The sequence below is a fragment of the Pseudomonas sp. 86_A genome, from assembly GCF_017491705.1.
GTDB classification, from domain to species: Bacteria; Pseudomonadota; Gammaproteobacteria; order Pseudomonadales; family Pseudomonadaceae; genus Aquipseudomonas; species Aquipseudomonas koreensis.
This window is the reverse complement of the sequence record NZ_JAFGYS010000014.1, coordinates 113,630-128,337: the sequence shown is the minus strand read 5'-3', so window position 1 is coordinate 128,337 and position 14,708 is coordinate 113,630. Positions and strand designations below refer to the sequence as shown.

Annotated in this window: 8 protein-coding genes; 5 read left to right on the top strand and 3 right to left on the bottom strand. The window is 61.0% G+C overall.

Annotated elements, in window-relative coordinates; genetic code table 11:
• Positions 1-199 precede the first annotated feature (199 nt).
• The gene (gene putA / locus J5M57_RS21560) at positions 200-4,153 is read right to left on the bottom strand and encodes a trifunctional transcriptional regulator/proline dehydrogenase/L-glutamate gamma-semialdehyde dehydrogenase (protein ID WP_207849154.1); all 3,954 of its coding nucleotides are present in this window, start codon (positions 4,151-4,153) and stop codon (positions 200-202) included.
• A 456-nt stretch (positions 4,154-4,609) separates the two neighbouring features.
• On the opposite strand from putA, the gene putP reads away from it, so the two are divergent.
• From putP to rlmJ, 5 genes are all read left to right on the top strand, one after another.
• Positions 4,610-6,094, top strand: a complete 1,485-nt coding sequence (putP, locus tag J5M57_RS21555; protein ID WP_064585641.1) for a sodium/proline symporter PutP — start codon at positions 4,610-4,612, stop codon at positions 6,092-6,094.
• Between the two features lie 350 nt (positions 6,095-6,444).
• Positions 6,445-8,460 (top strand): type VI secretion system tip protein VgrG, encoded by a 2,016-nt coding sequence (locus J5M57_RS21550; RefSeq protein ID WP_207849153.1) that lies wholly within the window; start codon positions 6,445-6,447, stop codon positions 8,458-8,460.
• The gene (locus J5M57_RS21545) at positions 8,450-9,154 is read left to right on the top strand and encodes a DUF4123 domain-containing protein (protein WP_207849152.1); all 705 of its coding nucleotides are present in this window, start codon (positions 8,450-8,452) and stop codon (positions 9,152-9,154) included. Before J5M57_RS21550 ends, J5M57_RS21545 begins: the two co-directional genes overlap by 11 nt.
• A gap of 332 nt (positions 9,155-9,486) precedes the next feature.
• Positions 9,487-9,807 (top strand): hypothetical protein, encoded by a 321-nt coding sequence (locus J5M57_RS21540; RefSeq protein WP_169842567.1) that lies wholly within the window; start codon positions 9,487-9,489, stop codon positions 9,805-9,807.
• Positions 9,808-9,970: 163 nt separating this feature from the next.
• Positions 9,971-10,810, top strand: a complete 840-nt coding sequence (gene rlmJ / locus J5M57_RS21535; protein WP_083367214.1) for a 23S rRNA (adenine(2030)-N(6))-methyltransferase RlmJ — start codon at positions 9,971-9,973, stop codon at positions 10,808-10,810.
• A 130-nt stretch (positions 10,811-10,940) separates the two neighbouring features.
• Here rlmJ and msrA read toward each other — a convergent pair whose 3' ends face one another.
• Complete coding sequence (msrA, locus tag J5M57_RS21530; protein WP_047600766.1) at positions 10,941-11,606, bottom strand: peptide-methionine (S)-S-oxide reductase MsrA; 666 nt, start codon at positions 11,604-11,606, stop codon at positions 10,941-10,943.
• 211 nt (positions 11,607-11,817) lie between these two features.
• Positions 11,818-14,514 (bottom strand): GGDEF and EAL domain-containing protein, encoded by a 2,697-nt coding sequence (locus J5M57_RS21525; protein ID WP_083367213.1) that lies wholly within the window; start codon positions 14,512-14,514, stop codon positions 11,818-11,820.
• Between the last annotated feature and the right edge of the window lie 194 nt (positions 14,515-14,708).

Sequence of the window (14,708 nt, the reverse complement as noted above, 5' to 3'; positions counted from 1 at the left end):
CTTCGGCAGCTCCTACACGGTCTATGTAGGAGCTGCCGAAGGCTGCGATCTTTTGATCTTTTGTAGGAGCGAGCCTGCTCGCGAAAGCGGTGGGTCAGTCAACATTGATGGTGACTGACACATCGCTATCGCTGGCAAGCCAGCTCCCACAGGGATTGTTGCCATGCCGGGCACCTATGCAGGTGCCCGGTTTTCGTTACTAACCGATGGTCATCAAGCTCGCATTCCCCCCCGCCGCAGCGGTGTTAACACTCAACGCTCGCTCGATCACCAGACGCTCCAGCGCAATGTTGGTCTCACCCTGGGACAAGCCCTGAACACCAACAATCGCCCCGGCACGCTTGGCAATCTGCTGGCAAACGCCACGCAACTGGTCGGAATGACCGTGATGCAGGACAGCGTCGAAGACCACGTCGTCCTTGGTCCAGTCAGAAACCAGCTTGATCCGCGCCTGAACGTCCTTCGGCAAGCGTGCGAACAATGCCTTGCTGATGTCGGACTCCGGCCATACCGCCGAACCGCCGACAGCCAAGACCGCCGCCAGTTGGGTCAGCAGATCGCCTTCAACGTCCGCCAGGCAGAGCACGTGCTCGCGCGGCAGGATGGCGTAGCTGTTCTTCTCGCCGGTCGGGCCGGCCAGCACACGGGTGATACCGCTTTGCGACTGGGCGGCGTACTGCACGCACAGGGCGCTCAGGTCGGCGTATTTGTTGCTCTCGGCCCACGCTTTGAAGGCGTTCAGCGGTTTGCTCATGGCATCACGCAGACGCACGTCCGGGGCAACGACAGTGTCACCGCGAGCGAAGGACTGTTCGATCGCATCGGTAGGACGCGTCGACAACAAACGGTACAGGTACAGCGGACCACCGGCTTTCGGGCCAGTGCCCGACAGGCCTTCGCCACCAAACGGCTGCACGCCGACCACGGCACCGACGATGTTGCGGTTGACGTAGACGTTACCGGCGTTGACGTTGTCGATCACCTTGGCGATGGTCTCGTCGATACGGGTGTGCACGCCCAGGGTCAGGCCATAACCGGACGCATTGATCTGGCCGATCAACTGGTCGATCTCTTTACGCTTGTAGCGAACCACGTGCAGCACCGGGCCGAAGATCTCGCGTTGCAATTCGTCGAAGCTTTCCAGCTCGATCAGGGTCGGCATGACGAAAGTGCCGCGTTTGACTTCTTCAGTGTCGGCAATCGCCACCTGGTACACGTTGCGACCTTTATCGCGCATGCCCTGAATGTGCTTGTCGATGCCAGCCTTGGCTTCGGCGTCGATCACCGGGCCAATGTCCACGGACAGACGCTCAGGGTTGCCGAGACGGCTTTCCGCCATGGCGCCTTTGAGCATTTCGATGACACGGTCTGCGGAATCTTCCTGCAGGCACAACACACGCAGTGCCGAGCAACGCTGGCCGGCGCTGTCGAAGGCCGAGGACACTACGTCGATCACGACTTGTTCGGTCAGTGCCGAGGAGTCGACGATCATCGCGTTCTGGCCACCGGTTTCGGCGATCAGTGGAATCGGACGGCCCTGGCTGTCGAGGCGACCTGCGATATTGCGTTGCAGCAGACGCGCAACTTCGGTGGAACCGGTGAACATCACGCCTTTGACGCGCTCGTCACCGACCAGGCCGGCACCGACGGTTTCACCGCGACCCGGCAGCAGTTGCAGCACGCCTTCGGGAATCCCGGCTTCCAGCAGCAAGCGCACGGCTTGCGCAGCAACCAGCGGCGTTTGCTCAGCCGGTTTGGCCAGTACCGGGTTACCGGCAGCCAGTGCCGCAGCGACTTGGCCGCTGAAGATTGCCAGCGGGAAGTTCCACGGGCTGATGCACACCACTGGGCCCAGTGGGCGGTGGGCGTCGTTGCTGAAATCGTTGCGTGCCTGCACTGCGTAATAACGCAGGAAGTCGACCGCTTCGCGGACTTCGGCGATGGCGTTGGCGAAGGTCTTACCGGCTTCACGGGCCAGCAGGCCCATCAGCGGCTGGATCTCGCCTTCCATCAAGTCAGCGGCACGTTCCAGAATCGCCGCGCGCTCGGCCGGCGGGGTGGCCTGCCAGATTGGCGCAGCATTCAGCGCGCACTGGATCGCGTTGTCGACGTCTTCGACGGTGGCTTCCTGTACGTGACCGACCACATCGCGGTGATCCGCCGGGTTCAGCACCGGTGCCGGGGCTTCGTTGCTGGAAGCGCAACCGAGCATCGGCGCGGCTTTCCAGTTGTTGTGTGCGGAGGCAAGCAGCGCGCAGGACAGCGAGGCCAGACGATGTTCGTTGGCCATGTCGATGCCGGCAGAGTTGGCACGCTCGGCGCCGTACAGGTCACGCGGCAGCGGGATGCGTGGGTGCGGCAGGCCGAAACCACCTTCCACGGTCGCCATCTGCTCGATCTGCGCCACCGGATCGGCCACCAGCTCCTGAATCGAAATCGACTGGTCGGCGATGCGGTTGACGAACGAGGTGTTGGCACCGTTTTCCAGCAGACGACGCACGAGGTACGCCAGCAGGGTTTCGTGGGTGCCGACCGGTGCGTACACGCGGCACGGACGGTTCAGCTTGCCTTCGGAAACTTTGCCTACAACCTGCTCGTAAAGCGGTTCGCCCATGCCGTGCAGGCACTGGAATTCGTACTGGCCCGGGTAATAGTTCTGACCGGCAATGTGGTAAATGGCCGACAGGGTGTGGGCGTTGTGCGTGGCGAACTGCGGGTAGATGACTTCCGGCACCGACAGCAGTTTGCGGGCGCAGGCTATGTAGGAAACGTCGGTGTACACCTTGCGGGTGTAGACCGGATAGCCTTCCAGGCCTTCGACCTGGGCGCGCTTGATCTCGCTGTCCCAGTACGCGCCTTTCACCAGACGGATCATCAGGCGATGACGGCTGCGGCGAGCCAGGTCGATCACGTAGTCGATCACGTACGGGCAACGCTTCTGATACGCCTGAATCACGAAGCCGATGCCGTTCCAGCCGGTCAGTTGCGGTTCGAAGCACAGGCGCTCGAGCAGATCCAGCGACAGTTCGAGGCGGTCGGCTTCTTCGGCGTCGATGTTCAGGCCGATGTCGTATTGCTTGGCCAGCAGGGTCAGCGACAGCAGGCGCGGGTACAGCTCATCCATCACCCGCTCGTACTGCGCACGGCTGTAGCGCGGGTGCAGGGCCGAGAGCTTGATGGAAATGCCCGGGCCTTCATAAATCCCACGACCGTGGGAGGCTTTGCCGATCGAGTGGATGGCTTGTTCGTACGACGCCAGGTACTTCTGCGCGTCGTGCTCGGTCAGGGCTGCTTCACCGAGCATGTCGTAGGAATAACGGAAGCCCTTGGCTTCGAACTTGCTCGCGTTGGCCAGTGCTTCGGCGATGGTTTCGCCGGTAACGAACTGCTCGCCCATCAGGCGCATGGCCATGTCGACGCCCTTGCGGATCATCGGCTCGCCGCTCTTGCCGATGATACGGCTCAGCGACGAGGTCAGGCCGGCTTCGTTATGAGTCGACACCAGTTTGCCGGTCAGCAGCAGGCCCCACGTGGCGGCGTTGACGAACAGCGAAGGGCTGTTGCCCAGGTGCGGATGCCAGTTACCTGTGCTGATCTTGTCGCGGATCAGTGCGTCGCGAGTGCCTTTGTCCGGGATCCGCAGCAGCGCTTCGGCCAGGCACATCAGCGCTACGCCTTCCTGGGACGACAGGGAAAATTCCTGCAACAGGCCCTGAACAATGCCTGCACGACCGCCGGCACTTTTCTGGTTACGCAGTTTTTCCGCGATGGAGGCGGCAAGTTTGTTGGTGGCTTCGGCCATCGGTGCCGGCAGACGCGCCTGCTCGATCAGCATTGGCACCACTTCCGGCTCTGGGCGACGGTAAGCAGCGGTGATCGAGGCGCGCAGTACCGATTGCGGCAGGATGCTTTCAGCGAATTCTAGGAAGCACTGGTGAGCGTGATCGGTGTGGACTTCGCCGGCGTCGTCGCTGTCCTTGGCGGTCAAACCGTTCAGCTCGGTCAGGGTTGCACCACCCTCGAGTTTTTCCAGGTAATTGAAAATTGCCTGCTTGATCAGCCAGTGCGGTGTGCGATCAATCGAGGTCGCGGCAGCCTTCAGGCGCTCGCGGGTCGGGTCATCGAGTTTGACCCCAAGGGTGGTGGTAGCCATATTTTTATCCTCATGGTTGCCACAGTTGCGTGGCATCAGCTGGCGGCAAGATTAGCCTTGCGCTGAAAGAGGTGCAACCGGGTGCAACCCTTTTTTTGTCGGAAAAATAAACGCTTCGTCAGGAATTATTTTCGGGTACTGAAGTGCAGCTCCTGCTTGGTGCTTTTGCTTCTAGCGGAGCGAAGTGACTGCGCTAAAAGGGAGCAAAAACGGCGTATTTATCGGTATATCCGACTAGGTGCAACTTAATCTCCAGAAACTGGTTGCACCTTTTTTACTTTGTTGCATAGCATTCGCGCCCAAGGTGCAACCGGGAATACCCGGTGCATCGGCTGGTGGCTTTCCTGGGGAAACATCAGTCCTAAATGCGCGGGATCCGGAATCGTCTGCCAAACGTCGTCGTTTGTGCGCGATCCATCACCGCTGCTACATAAAAACAAAGCCAGGGCGTAACTAATGAGCGTAAGCAATCCAACACTGATCACGTTCGTGATCTACATCGCAGCAATGGTGCTGATCGGCTTCATGGCCTATCGCTCCACCAACAACCTTTCTGACTATATTCTTGGCGGCCGCAGCCTCGGCAGCGTCGTCACGGCTCTGTCCGCCGGTGCTTCCGACATGAGCGGCTGGTTGTTGATGGGCCTGCCGGGCGCCATCTACATGTCCGGTCTTTCTGAAAGCTGGATCGCCATCGGCCTGATCGTCGGTGCCTACCTGAACTGGCTGTTCGTCGCCGGCCGTCTGCGTGTGCAGACCGAGCACAACGGCGATGCGCTGACTCTGCCGGACTACTTCTCCAGCCGTTTTGAAGACCAGAGCGGCCTGCTGCGCATCATCTCGGCGGTTGTGATTCTGGTGTTCTTCACCATCTACTGCGCTTCCGGCATCGTGGCCGGCGCCCGTCTGTTTGAAAGCACCTTCGGCATGTCCTACGAGACGGCACTGTGGGCCGGTGCTGCGGCGACGATTGCCTACACCTTCGTCGGCGGTTTCCTCGCGGTGAGCTGGACCGACACCGTACAAGCCACCCTGATGATTTTCGCGCTGATCCTCACGCCGATCATCGTCCTGCTGGCCACCGGCGGCGTCGACACCACGTTCCTCGCCATCGAAGCGCAGGATCCAAGCAACTTCGACATGCTCAAAGGCACCACCTTCATCGGCATCATCTCGCTGATGGGCTGGGGTCTGGGCTACTTCGGGCAACCGCACATCCTGGCGCGCTTCATGGCCGCTGACTCGGTGAAGTCGATTGCCAAGGCCCGTCGCATCTCCATGACCTGGATGATCCTGTGCCTGGGCGGCACCGTGGCCGTGGGCTTCTTCGGTATCGCTTACTTCTCGGCGCACCCGGAAGTGGCCGGTCCCGTGACCGAGAACCACGAGCGTGTGTTCATCGAGCTGGCGAAAATCCTCTTCAATCCATGGGTTGCCGGTGTCCTGCTGTCGGCGATTCTCGCCGCCGTCATGAGCACCCTGAGCTGCCAGTTGCTGGTGTGCTCGAGCGCCCTGACCGAGGACTTCTACAAAACCTTCCTGCGCAAATCCGCTTCCCAGGTTGAACTGGTGTGGGTCGGTCGTGCCATGGTGCTGCTGGTGGCGTTGATCGCTATCGGTCTGGCGGCCAACCCGGAAAACCGCGTACTGGGCCTGGTTTCATACGCCTGGGCCGGTTTCGGTGCTGCGTTCGGTCCGGTTGTACTGATTTCCGTGGTCTGGAAAGACATGACCCGCGACGGCGCACTGGCCGGTATCCTGGTCGGCGCGATTACCGTGGTGGCCTGGAAGCACTGGGAAGTGATGGGCCTGTACGAAATCATCCCGGGCTTCATCTTCGCCAGCGTGGCGATCTACATCGTCAGCAAGCTCGGCGAGCCAACCAAAGGCATGGTGCAGCGCTTCGAAGCGGCGGAAAAAGATTTCCACCTGAACAAGTGATGCGCTGAGCTTCGGCTCACAAGAAAACGGCCCGTTTCCGAAAGGAGGCGGGCCGTTTTTTTGTGCCTGTAATTTCTCTGATTCACCACAACCCTCTGTAGGAGTGAGCCTGCTCGCGATTGCGGTTTATCAGTGACGAAAATATTGACTGACACACTGCTATCGCGAGCAGGCTCACTCCTACAAGGGAAGGTGGTGTATTTGAGGGCTGTGTCTGTAGTCGGATGCGTCGATATCCGAAGGCTTTTTCGCCAGAAAAAGTAGGGAAAATCTGATTTCCCCGTCACCCGCCCAACACCCCTTGCCCCTCATGCAGAATCGCCCGCCCTCATTCTGCAGAGACACATCGGATGTTCGCGCCTGCCAATCAACCGCGTTTCACGTTGACCCTCGAAGGCGCCCAACTTGACCTCAAGGTCCTTGAGTTCACGGGCAAGGAAGCCATCAGCCAACCCTTTCGCTTCGAGCTGGAACTGGTCAGTGAGCGACCGGATCTGGACCTCGAAAGCCTGCTGCACCGTCAGGCGTTTCTGTGTCTGGGGGCGGACGGTTCCGGTATTCATGGTCAGATTTATCAAGTCGGTCAGGGCGACTCCGGGAAACGTCTGACGCGCTATCACCTGAGCCTGGTACCGCGTCTGACGTACCTCGGTCACCGCACCAACCAGCGAATTTTCCAGCATCAAACGGTGCCGCAGATCGTTGCGCGGATCCTCAAGGATCACGCGATCCTGCGCGATGCCTTCGAGTTTCGTCTCGGCAGTGACTACCCGGAGCGTGAATATTGCGTGCAATACGCCGAGAGCGATCTGGCCTTCATCCAGCGCCTGTGTGCCGAGGTCGGCATTCATTACCACTTTCAACACAGCCCCGAGGGGCACGTATTGGTGTTCGGCGACGATCAAACGGTGTTCCCGCGGCTGGCGACGCCGACGCTGTACCTGCCGGGCAGCGGCATGTCCGCCGGCGCGCCGGCCATCCAGCGCTTCAACGTTCGGGTGGAAACCCGCACCAGCGTGGTGACCCGGCGCGATTACAACTTTGCCAAGCCGCAATTGCAGCTGCAAAGCCGCAGTGAAAGCGAGCTGCGCCCGGTGCTGGAGGATTATCACTTTCCCGGCCAATTCAACGATCGTGAGACCGGCAAGCATCTGGCGCAGCGTGCGCTGGAAAGGCATGTCGCCGACTACCGTCAGGCCGAAGGCCTCAGCGATGAATCCGCCCTGGTGTGCGGACATTTCCTGCAACTGAACGGGCACCCGCGCAAGGACTGGAACGACCTGTGGCTGCTCACCGCCATCGAGCACCGTGGGCGCCAGCCACAAGTGCTGGAGGAATCGGTGACCAGCGATGGGGAAACTTTCCAGGGCTACCGTAATACCTTTCTCGCCACGCCGTGGGACGTGTTCTTTCGTCCGGCCCTTGGCCCGGAAAAACCACGGATGCTCGGTTATCAACCTGCCGTCGTCACAGGACCGAAAGACACCGAAATCCACTGCGACGAGTACGGCCGGGTCAAGGTGCAACTGGCCTGGGACCTCGACGGCGAGCTCAACGAGCATTCCAGTTGCTGGCTGCGTGTCGCTACGGGGTGGGCGCATGAGCATTACGGCAGCGTGCTGATCCCGCGGGTCGGCATGGAGGTGCTGGTCGGTTTCATCGATGCCGATGCCGACAAACCGCTGGTCATGGGTTGCCTGCCGAATGCGGCGACCCCCGTGCCGCTGGACCTGCCAGCCGAGCAGACCCGCAGCATCTTCCGCAGCCAGAGCAGCCCCGGTGGCGGCGGATACAACGAACTGCGCATCGAGGACAAAAAAGGCGCCGAGGAAATCTACCTGCGCGCCCAGCGCAACTGGACCCAGCATGTGCTGCACGACCAGCAGGTGCAGGTGGACAACCAGCGCAGCATCGTTGTCACCGGCATCGCCAAGCATGAATTGAAGGCTGACGAGCAGCGCATCACCCACGGCCAGCGCCAGACCGAGGTCAAGCAGGACGATCACCTGAGCGTGGCCGGTGACCGGCATATCCGGGTGAGCAATCAGGCAACCAGCGCCAGCGGACAAATCCACCTCAGCGCCGGGCAACAAGTGGTCATCGACGGCGGCGCGAGCGCAACGATTCAGGCGGGCGGGCAGTGGATCAACATCGGCCCCGGCGGCATCTTCAGCAGTGTGCCGATTCAGGTCGGTGGCGCGCCGATGGCGGCGATGAGTGCCGCGCCGAGTGTGCCGGGATTGCCGGCAAAACTTGCAGCAGCGCCGGCGGCCATGCTCACCGCCGCACAAATCATGAGCTTAAAAGGTGATGCGCCATTCTGCGAAGAATGCGCGCGCTGCAAGGACGGTGTTTGTGCAGCCTGAGCGCCTTACACCGGCAGAGTGGCTGGCGCGTGAACCGCTGAAACCTTCGGAGCAACTGTTCGCGATTTTCAGTAATGCCAGCGACGCCAGGCCGCCGTTGGTTGCGGCGAGGCCGATTTGGGCGGAGACGATCTACGCCGAGTGGGATGCGGTGATGCCCTTTGTCGGAATTGTCGCTGTGGACAGTGAGTTTCTCGATTGGGTGGCAGCCACCGAGTCTCGCGACTGGGGTTGGCTGGCGGTTTCTTCGGGGAGTCTTGAGGTGGTCGTCGAGCACTTTCGCAGCCTGACTCAGGTGCTGATGCCGGATGGCAAAGCGGTATTTTTTCGGTTTTGGGATGGGCGGTTTTTGTTGCCGATCTTGCAGTCGACGGCCGTGGATTCGGCGCAGTTGTTACCGGTGATCTCACGCGGTTTGATCAATGGTCAGGGCGTGGAGGTCGGGGGCAGGGCGCAGGCCTCGGGGCGGGTGTTTCCTTGGTGGCAAGTACCGGAATCGGTCTTGGCGGCGGCAGGCGATGACGTTCGCGTCGGCAATACGCTGCAGTGGCTGAGCGAGGAACATCCGGGGTTGTTGGAGGCGTTTCCCGAGGCGGTTTTACGCTGCAAGGTCAGGCAGTTTTTTCAGCGGGCAGCGTCGGAAGAATCGTCGTCATCGGCGTTACTGGCGTATTTGCTGGCAGAGACGGAGTGACATTTCCGGGCGAAGTCCTCGGACGTTTCCTTCGAGTTGCGGCGGCTTTCATGAACTGGTGGGCGGTGGGTGGCAGGGATAGTCTTTTCGTTGTCACCGCGAGAGTGGTGGCAGGGTGTAGGAACCCTCGCTTTCATGACTTCACAGTTCGTTGGATTTTTGCGGCACTTGATTCAAGTCCTTAAGATCGTTCGCGGCGGCTGTGCGTGGGACACGCTTCGGCGTGACCGAGGTCCATGATTGCTCGGTTCCTACTCTTGCGCACAGCTGCCACCCAAACCTGTAGGAAGGTGCGTTGGCAGCTCACATTTATCAATCATGGAGCTAACAAAATGAAGAATATGCACCCCGATCCACCCTACGAAAAATACATCCCCCATCCCGACAACCGCTACATGGCCCTGACCGGCAACTGCAACGACATGCCCACGCTGTTCGTCGACACGCATGCCCCTTCCGACGTCCTGATGGACGCCGCCAACTACCGCATCCGCACCGTCGTCCAAGTGCTGGAAAACCTGTGCATGCGCGGCTCGATCGAGTGCGACTCCATCATCCTCAGCGACTTCGCCAAACTCTGCGCCATCCCCTTGCGCGACGGCTGTGATTTGCTCGACGTCATCGGTCGACGCTTGGGCGCCACGCCTTCCTGATACCGCAAGATCAAAAGATCGCAGCCTTCGGCAGCTCCTGCACGGGATCCTCTGTAGGAGCTGCCGAAGGCTGCGATCTTTTGACGTTGAGGCCCGCTCGGCTGTGAACCCCTGACTTGCCGCCCGGTAAAAGGTAAACTTTGCGCCCTTCGCAGGAGCAGCCATGAATTATCGTCACGCCTTCCATGCCGGCAATCACGCCGATGTGTTCAAACACCTGACCTTGACCCGCCTCATCGCCCTGATGTCGCGCAAGGAGCAGCCGTTTGCCTATCTCGACACGCACGCCGGCATTGGTCTGTATGACCTGCAGGGCGATCAGGCCAACCGTACCGGCGAGTACCTGGAAGGCATCGCGCGGTTGTGGGATCAGCAGGACCTGCCGGCGCTGACCGCCGACTACATGAAGGTTTTGCACGAGATGAACCCGGATGGCCAGTTGCGCTACTACCCGGGGTCGCCGGAGCTGGCGCGGCGTCTGACCCGGCCGCAGGACCGGGTGATGCTCAACGAGAAGCACCCGGAAGACGGCGTGCTGCTCAAGGACAACATGGCCGGTGATCGTCGGGTGAAAGTGCATCTGGGTGAGGGCTGGCATGTGGCGCGGGCGATGTTGCCGGTGCAGGAGAAGCGCGCGGTGATGTTGATTGATCCGCCGTTCGAGCAGCTCGACGAGATGCAGCGCTGCGCGGCGTCGATGAAAGAGGCGATTGGCCGCATGCGCCAGACCGTGGCGGCGATCTGGTATCCGGTGAAGGACCAGCGTGCGCTGCGTCGTTTCTATCAGGACCTGGCCGGCACCGGCGCGCCGAAGTTGCTGCGTGTGGAGTTGCTGGTGCATCCGCTGGACACGCCGAACAGCCTGAACGGTTCGGGCCTGGCGATTGCCAATCCGCCGTGGGGGCTGGAGGAAGAATTGCGCGAGCTGCTGCCGTGGCTGTCCAAGAAATTGGGGCAGACCCAAGGTGGGTGGCAGATGGATTGGTTGATTGCCGAGAGCTGATCAACGGCAAGATCAAAAGATCGCAGCCTGCGGCAGCTCCTACAGGTCCGTAATCGTTCACGCATTGGTGGACGACACTTAACCCTGTAGGAGCTGCCGCAGGCTGCGATCTTTTGCTTTCAGGCTTTACTTAATTACCCGCCAGGCTCGGTGGCATGCACACGCCGGTGCCGCCAATCCCGCAATAACCTTCCGGGTTCTTCGCCAGATACTGCTGGTGATACGCCTCGGCGAAGTACACGGTCGGCGCCTGTTCGATCTCGGTGCTGATTTCGCCCAGGCCGGCCTTCGACAGTTCGGCCTGATACACCGCCTTGCTCTTCAGTGCCGCGTCCAGATGTTCCGGGCTGGTCGCGTAGATCACCGAGCGGTACTGCGTGCCGATGTCGTTGCCCTGACGCATGCCCTGCGTCGGGTTGTGCAGTTCCCAGAACATTGCCAGCAGCTCTTCGTAGCTGACCTTGGCCTTGTCGTACACCACCAGTACCACTTCAGCGTGGCCGGTCAGGCCCGAGCAGACTTCTTCGTAGGTCGGGTTCGGCGTGTAGCCGCCGGCGTAACCGACCACGGTGCTGACCACGCCTTCACGCTGCCAGAAGCGGCGCTCGGCGCCCCAGAAGCAGCCCAGACCGAAGATCGCAAAGTCGACGTCCTGGAAAAACGGGCCAAGCAGCGGGGTTTCTTCGAAGACGAAATGCTTTTCAGGCAGGGTCATCGCGGTTTCGCGGCCGGGCAGAGCTTGGTCTTTGGTCGGTAGCACGTTTTTGTTCACCAGAATTTCCGAGCGCAGAACCATGATCGTTCCTCTCAGTCAGGATGGGATGTAAAAAGTCAGACCGCCAGTGTGCCCAATGATGCCCAGTTAATCACTACCCAAAATGTGGGGCTACTCACCGCCCTTGTAGGAGTGAGCCTGCTCGCGATGGCGGTATTTCAGCGACAAATAAGTTGATTGACCTACCGCTATCGCGAGCAGGCTCACTCCTACAAGGAATCTGCGGTGTTTTTTAGAGGCAGAGCGGGCCGCGCGGGTAGCGCTTGAGCGCCTGGATCAGCTCGGCGCCGGGGATCGGCCGGTCGAACAGGTAGCCCTGGCCGACGTCGCAACGATGCCGGCGCAGGAACGCCAGTTGCTCGGCGGTCTCGATGCCTTCGGCCACGACCTTGAGCTTGAGGTTGTGCGCCATGGCGATCACCGCGGAGGTGATTTCCATGTCGTCCTGGTTGTCGGGAATTTCGTGGATGAAGCTGCGATCGATCTTGATGATGTCGATCGGGAATTTCTTCAGGTAGCTGAGCGACGAATAGCCGGTGCCGAAGTCATCCATGGCCAGGGTCAGGCCCAGGCGCTTGAGCTGGTCGAGCTGCAAGTGCGTGTCTTCAGTGGCTTCCAGCAGCAGGCCTTCAGTCAGCTCCAGCTCAAGCAGATTGGCCGGCAGCGCTTCTTCCTTGAGGATGTTGGCGATCGAGGCGACCAGATCCGGGTCGGAAAACTGTTTCGGTGACAGGTTGATCGCCACTTGCAGATTGCCCATGCCGGCGGCGGTCAGGGCCTTGCTCATGCGGCAGGCCTGACGGGCGATCCACTTGCCGATCGGGATGATCAGGCCGGTCTCTTCGGCCACGCTGATGAACTGGTCCGGGCGGATCATGCCGCGTTCCGGATGATTCCAGCGCAGCAGCGCTTCCATGCCCAGCAGACGACCGCTGCGCAGGCACAGCTTGGGCTGGTAGAACACGTCCAGCTCGTTCTGGGTCAGGGCGCGGCGCAGGTTGTTCTCGACGAACAGCTTGTAGCTGGCCTCGGCGTTCAGCGCTTCGGTGAAGACCTGCACCTGGTGTTTGCCGTTGGCCTTGGCCTTGTGCAGGGCGAGGCCGGCGTTGCGCATCAGGGTCTGCGGATCGCGCCCGTGCAGCGGCGCGCAGGCCAGGCCCACCGAGCCGGTGACGCTGATCAACTGGTTGTCGACGAACATCGGCTTGTCGAGGGTCGCCAGCAGTTGGTTGGCGATCTGCTGGCCGGTGGCGAGGTCGGTGTCGTCGAGCAGTACGGCGAATTCGTTACTGGCAAAGCGTGCGAGGCTGCCGCTGGGGCTCAGGCTGTTGCGCAGGCGCCGGGCGAGGCTGATCAGCAGTTTGTCGCCGGTCTGGTGGCCGAGGCTGTCGTTGATCCGCTTGAAGTTGTCGATGTCCACCAACAGCAGGCTGATCGGTGTATCGCTATCGCGGGCGAAGCGTTCGTCCAGGTTGCGGATGAACGCCGGCCGGTTGCCCAAGTTGGTCAGGTTGTCGGTGTAGGCCAGACGCTCAATGCGCTGCTGTGCCAGTTTGGTCTGGGTGATGTCTTCATAGATGCCGATGTAGTGGGTCAGCTCGCGGTTGTCGCCGTACACCTTGGAGATCGACAACTGGCCCCAGTACGGTTCGAGGTTCTTGCGTCGGCTCTTGAATTCGCCCTGCCAGCTGTTGCTCTTGGCCAGCGCCGAGGGCGCGTCGAATAGCAGTTCGCTGAGGTTTTCCAGGGCCGGCAGTTCCGACAGGCGCTGGCCGTGGACTTCCTCGGTGGAGTACTGGGTGATCGCGGTGAAGCTCGGGTTGACGTACTCGACCACGCCGTCGCAGTTGACCAGCAAAAAGGCGTTGGCGCTTTGCTCGACCGCCCGCTGGAACAGGTGCAGGGCGCTGGTGGCGGTGCGGCGGTTGTGGTTGTTGATGACCTGGGCGAACTGATCCGCCAGTTCACCGGCAAAGGCGATTTCATCGGACTGCCAGGCGCGGGTGACGCCGGTCTGCTCCAGGCACAGCACGCCGACCACCTGACCATCGACGCGGATGCTGGCGTCGAGCATCGCGTTGACGTCGCGCGGGCGCAGGGCTTCGGCCATCTCGCGGGTGCGCGGGTCGCGCATCGCATTGTGCGCGTCAATGGCACGGCTGCCGTGCAGGGCTTCCATGTAGTCGGGGAAGCCGCTGATGTCGATCACCTCGGGCAGGATGTATTCCTGAGTCGCGCGGTGATACGCCGAAATCGGCACCAGCAGATGACCTTCGAGGTTCCACAAGCTGGCGCAGTCGATTTCATAGATATCGCAGGCGCAGCGGGTGATCAGCTCGGCGGCTTCCTGCAGCGAGTTATGGCTGCTGTAGCGCTGGCGGGCCAGCAACAGGATCAGGTCCTGTTGGGCGCGCACTCGCTCAAGGTGTTGCAGTTGTTCCTGCTGGGCGCGCTGGTTGAGTTCCAGGGCGATCTGCAGGCGCGAATTCTGGGTTTCGAGATCGACGGACGGCAGCATCGGGGCTTCGTCGAACAGGTTATCGACAGCCAGCAGATAGCCGCGCAGCAGGTGCCGATTGTGCTGTTTGTAGGCTTCGCCGAGTTCGAGGATGTTCAAGTCGCCGGCGGCGGTGTGCAGGGTGTAGCGCACCAGATAATGCGGGCTGTCACAGAGTTGTTGCTGGATCGCGTCGTGCAACTGATAGCGTGCTTCGGGCTCCATCAGGCTGGCGTAGGGCGAGCCGACCAGCGCACACAATTCGACGGCTGGCTGGCCGAACTGGCGTTCGCAGTTGGGATCGAGAAACAGCATCGCCCAACTGGCTTCATTCATGCGCTCGAAACGCAGCATGCCGAGCCGCGAGGGCACAGGCAACTGCGTCACTACCTCGGCCACCATACGGCTGGCGGCATCGGGTTGGCTCTTCATGAAGGAACTCGCTTGGAAATATGCTGAACGCGCCGGGCTCGCGCCCTCTTTACTGTTGCCTGCGGCAAGGTTGCATCATTGCGGCACCGACTGACAAGAGAGATGAAGGCCAAGTGCTATAAGAATGTGTCGGCCGCGCGAGGCATTTCTCCAGCGCCTATTGGAAAAGAGCAAAAGATCGCAGCGCGTGGCAG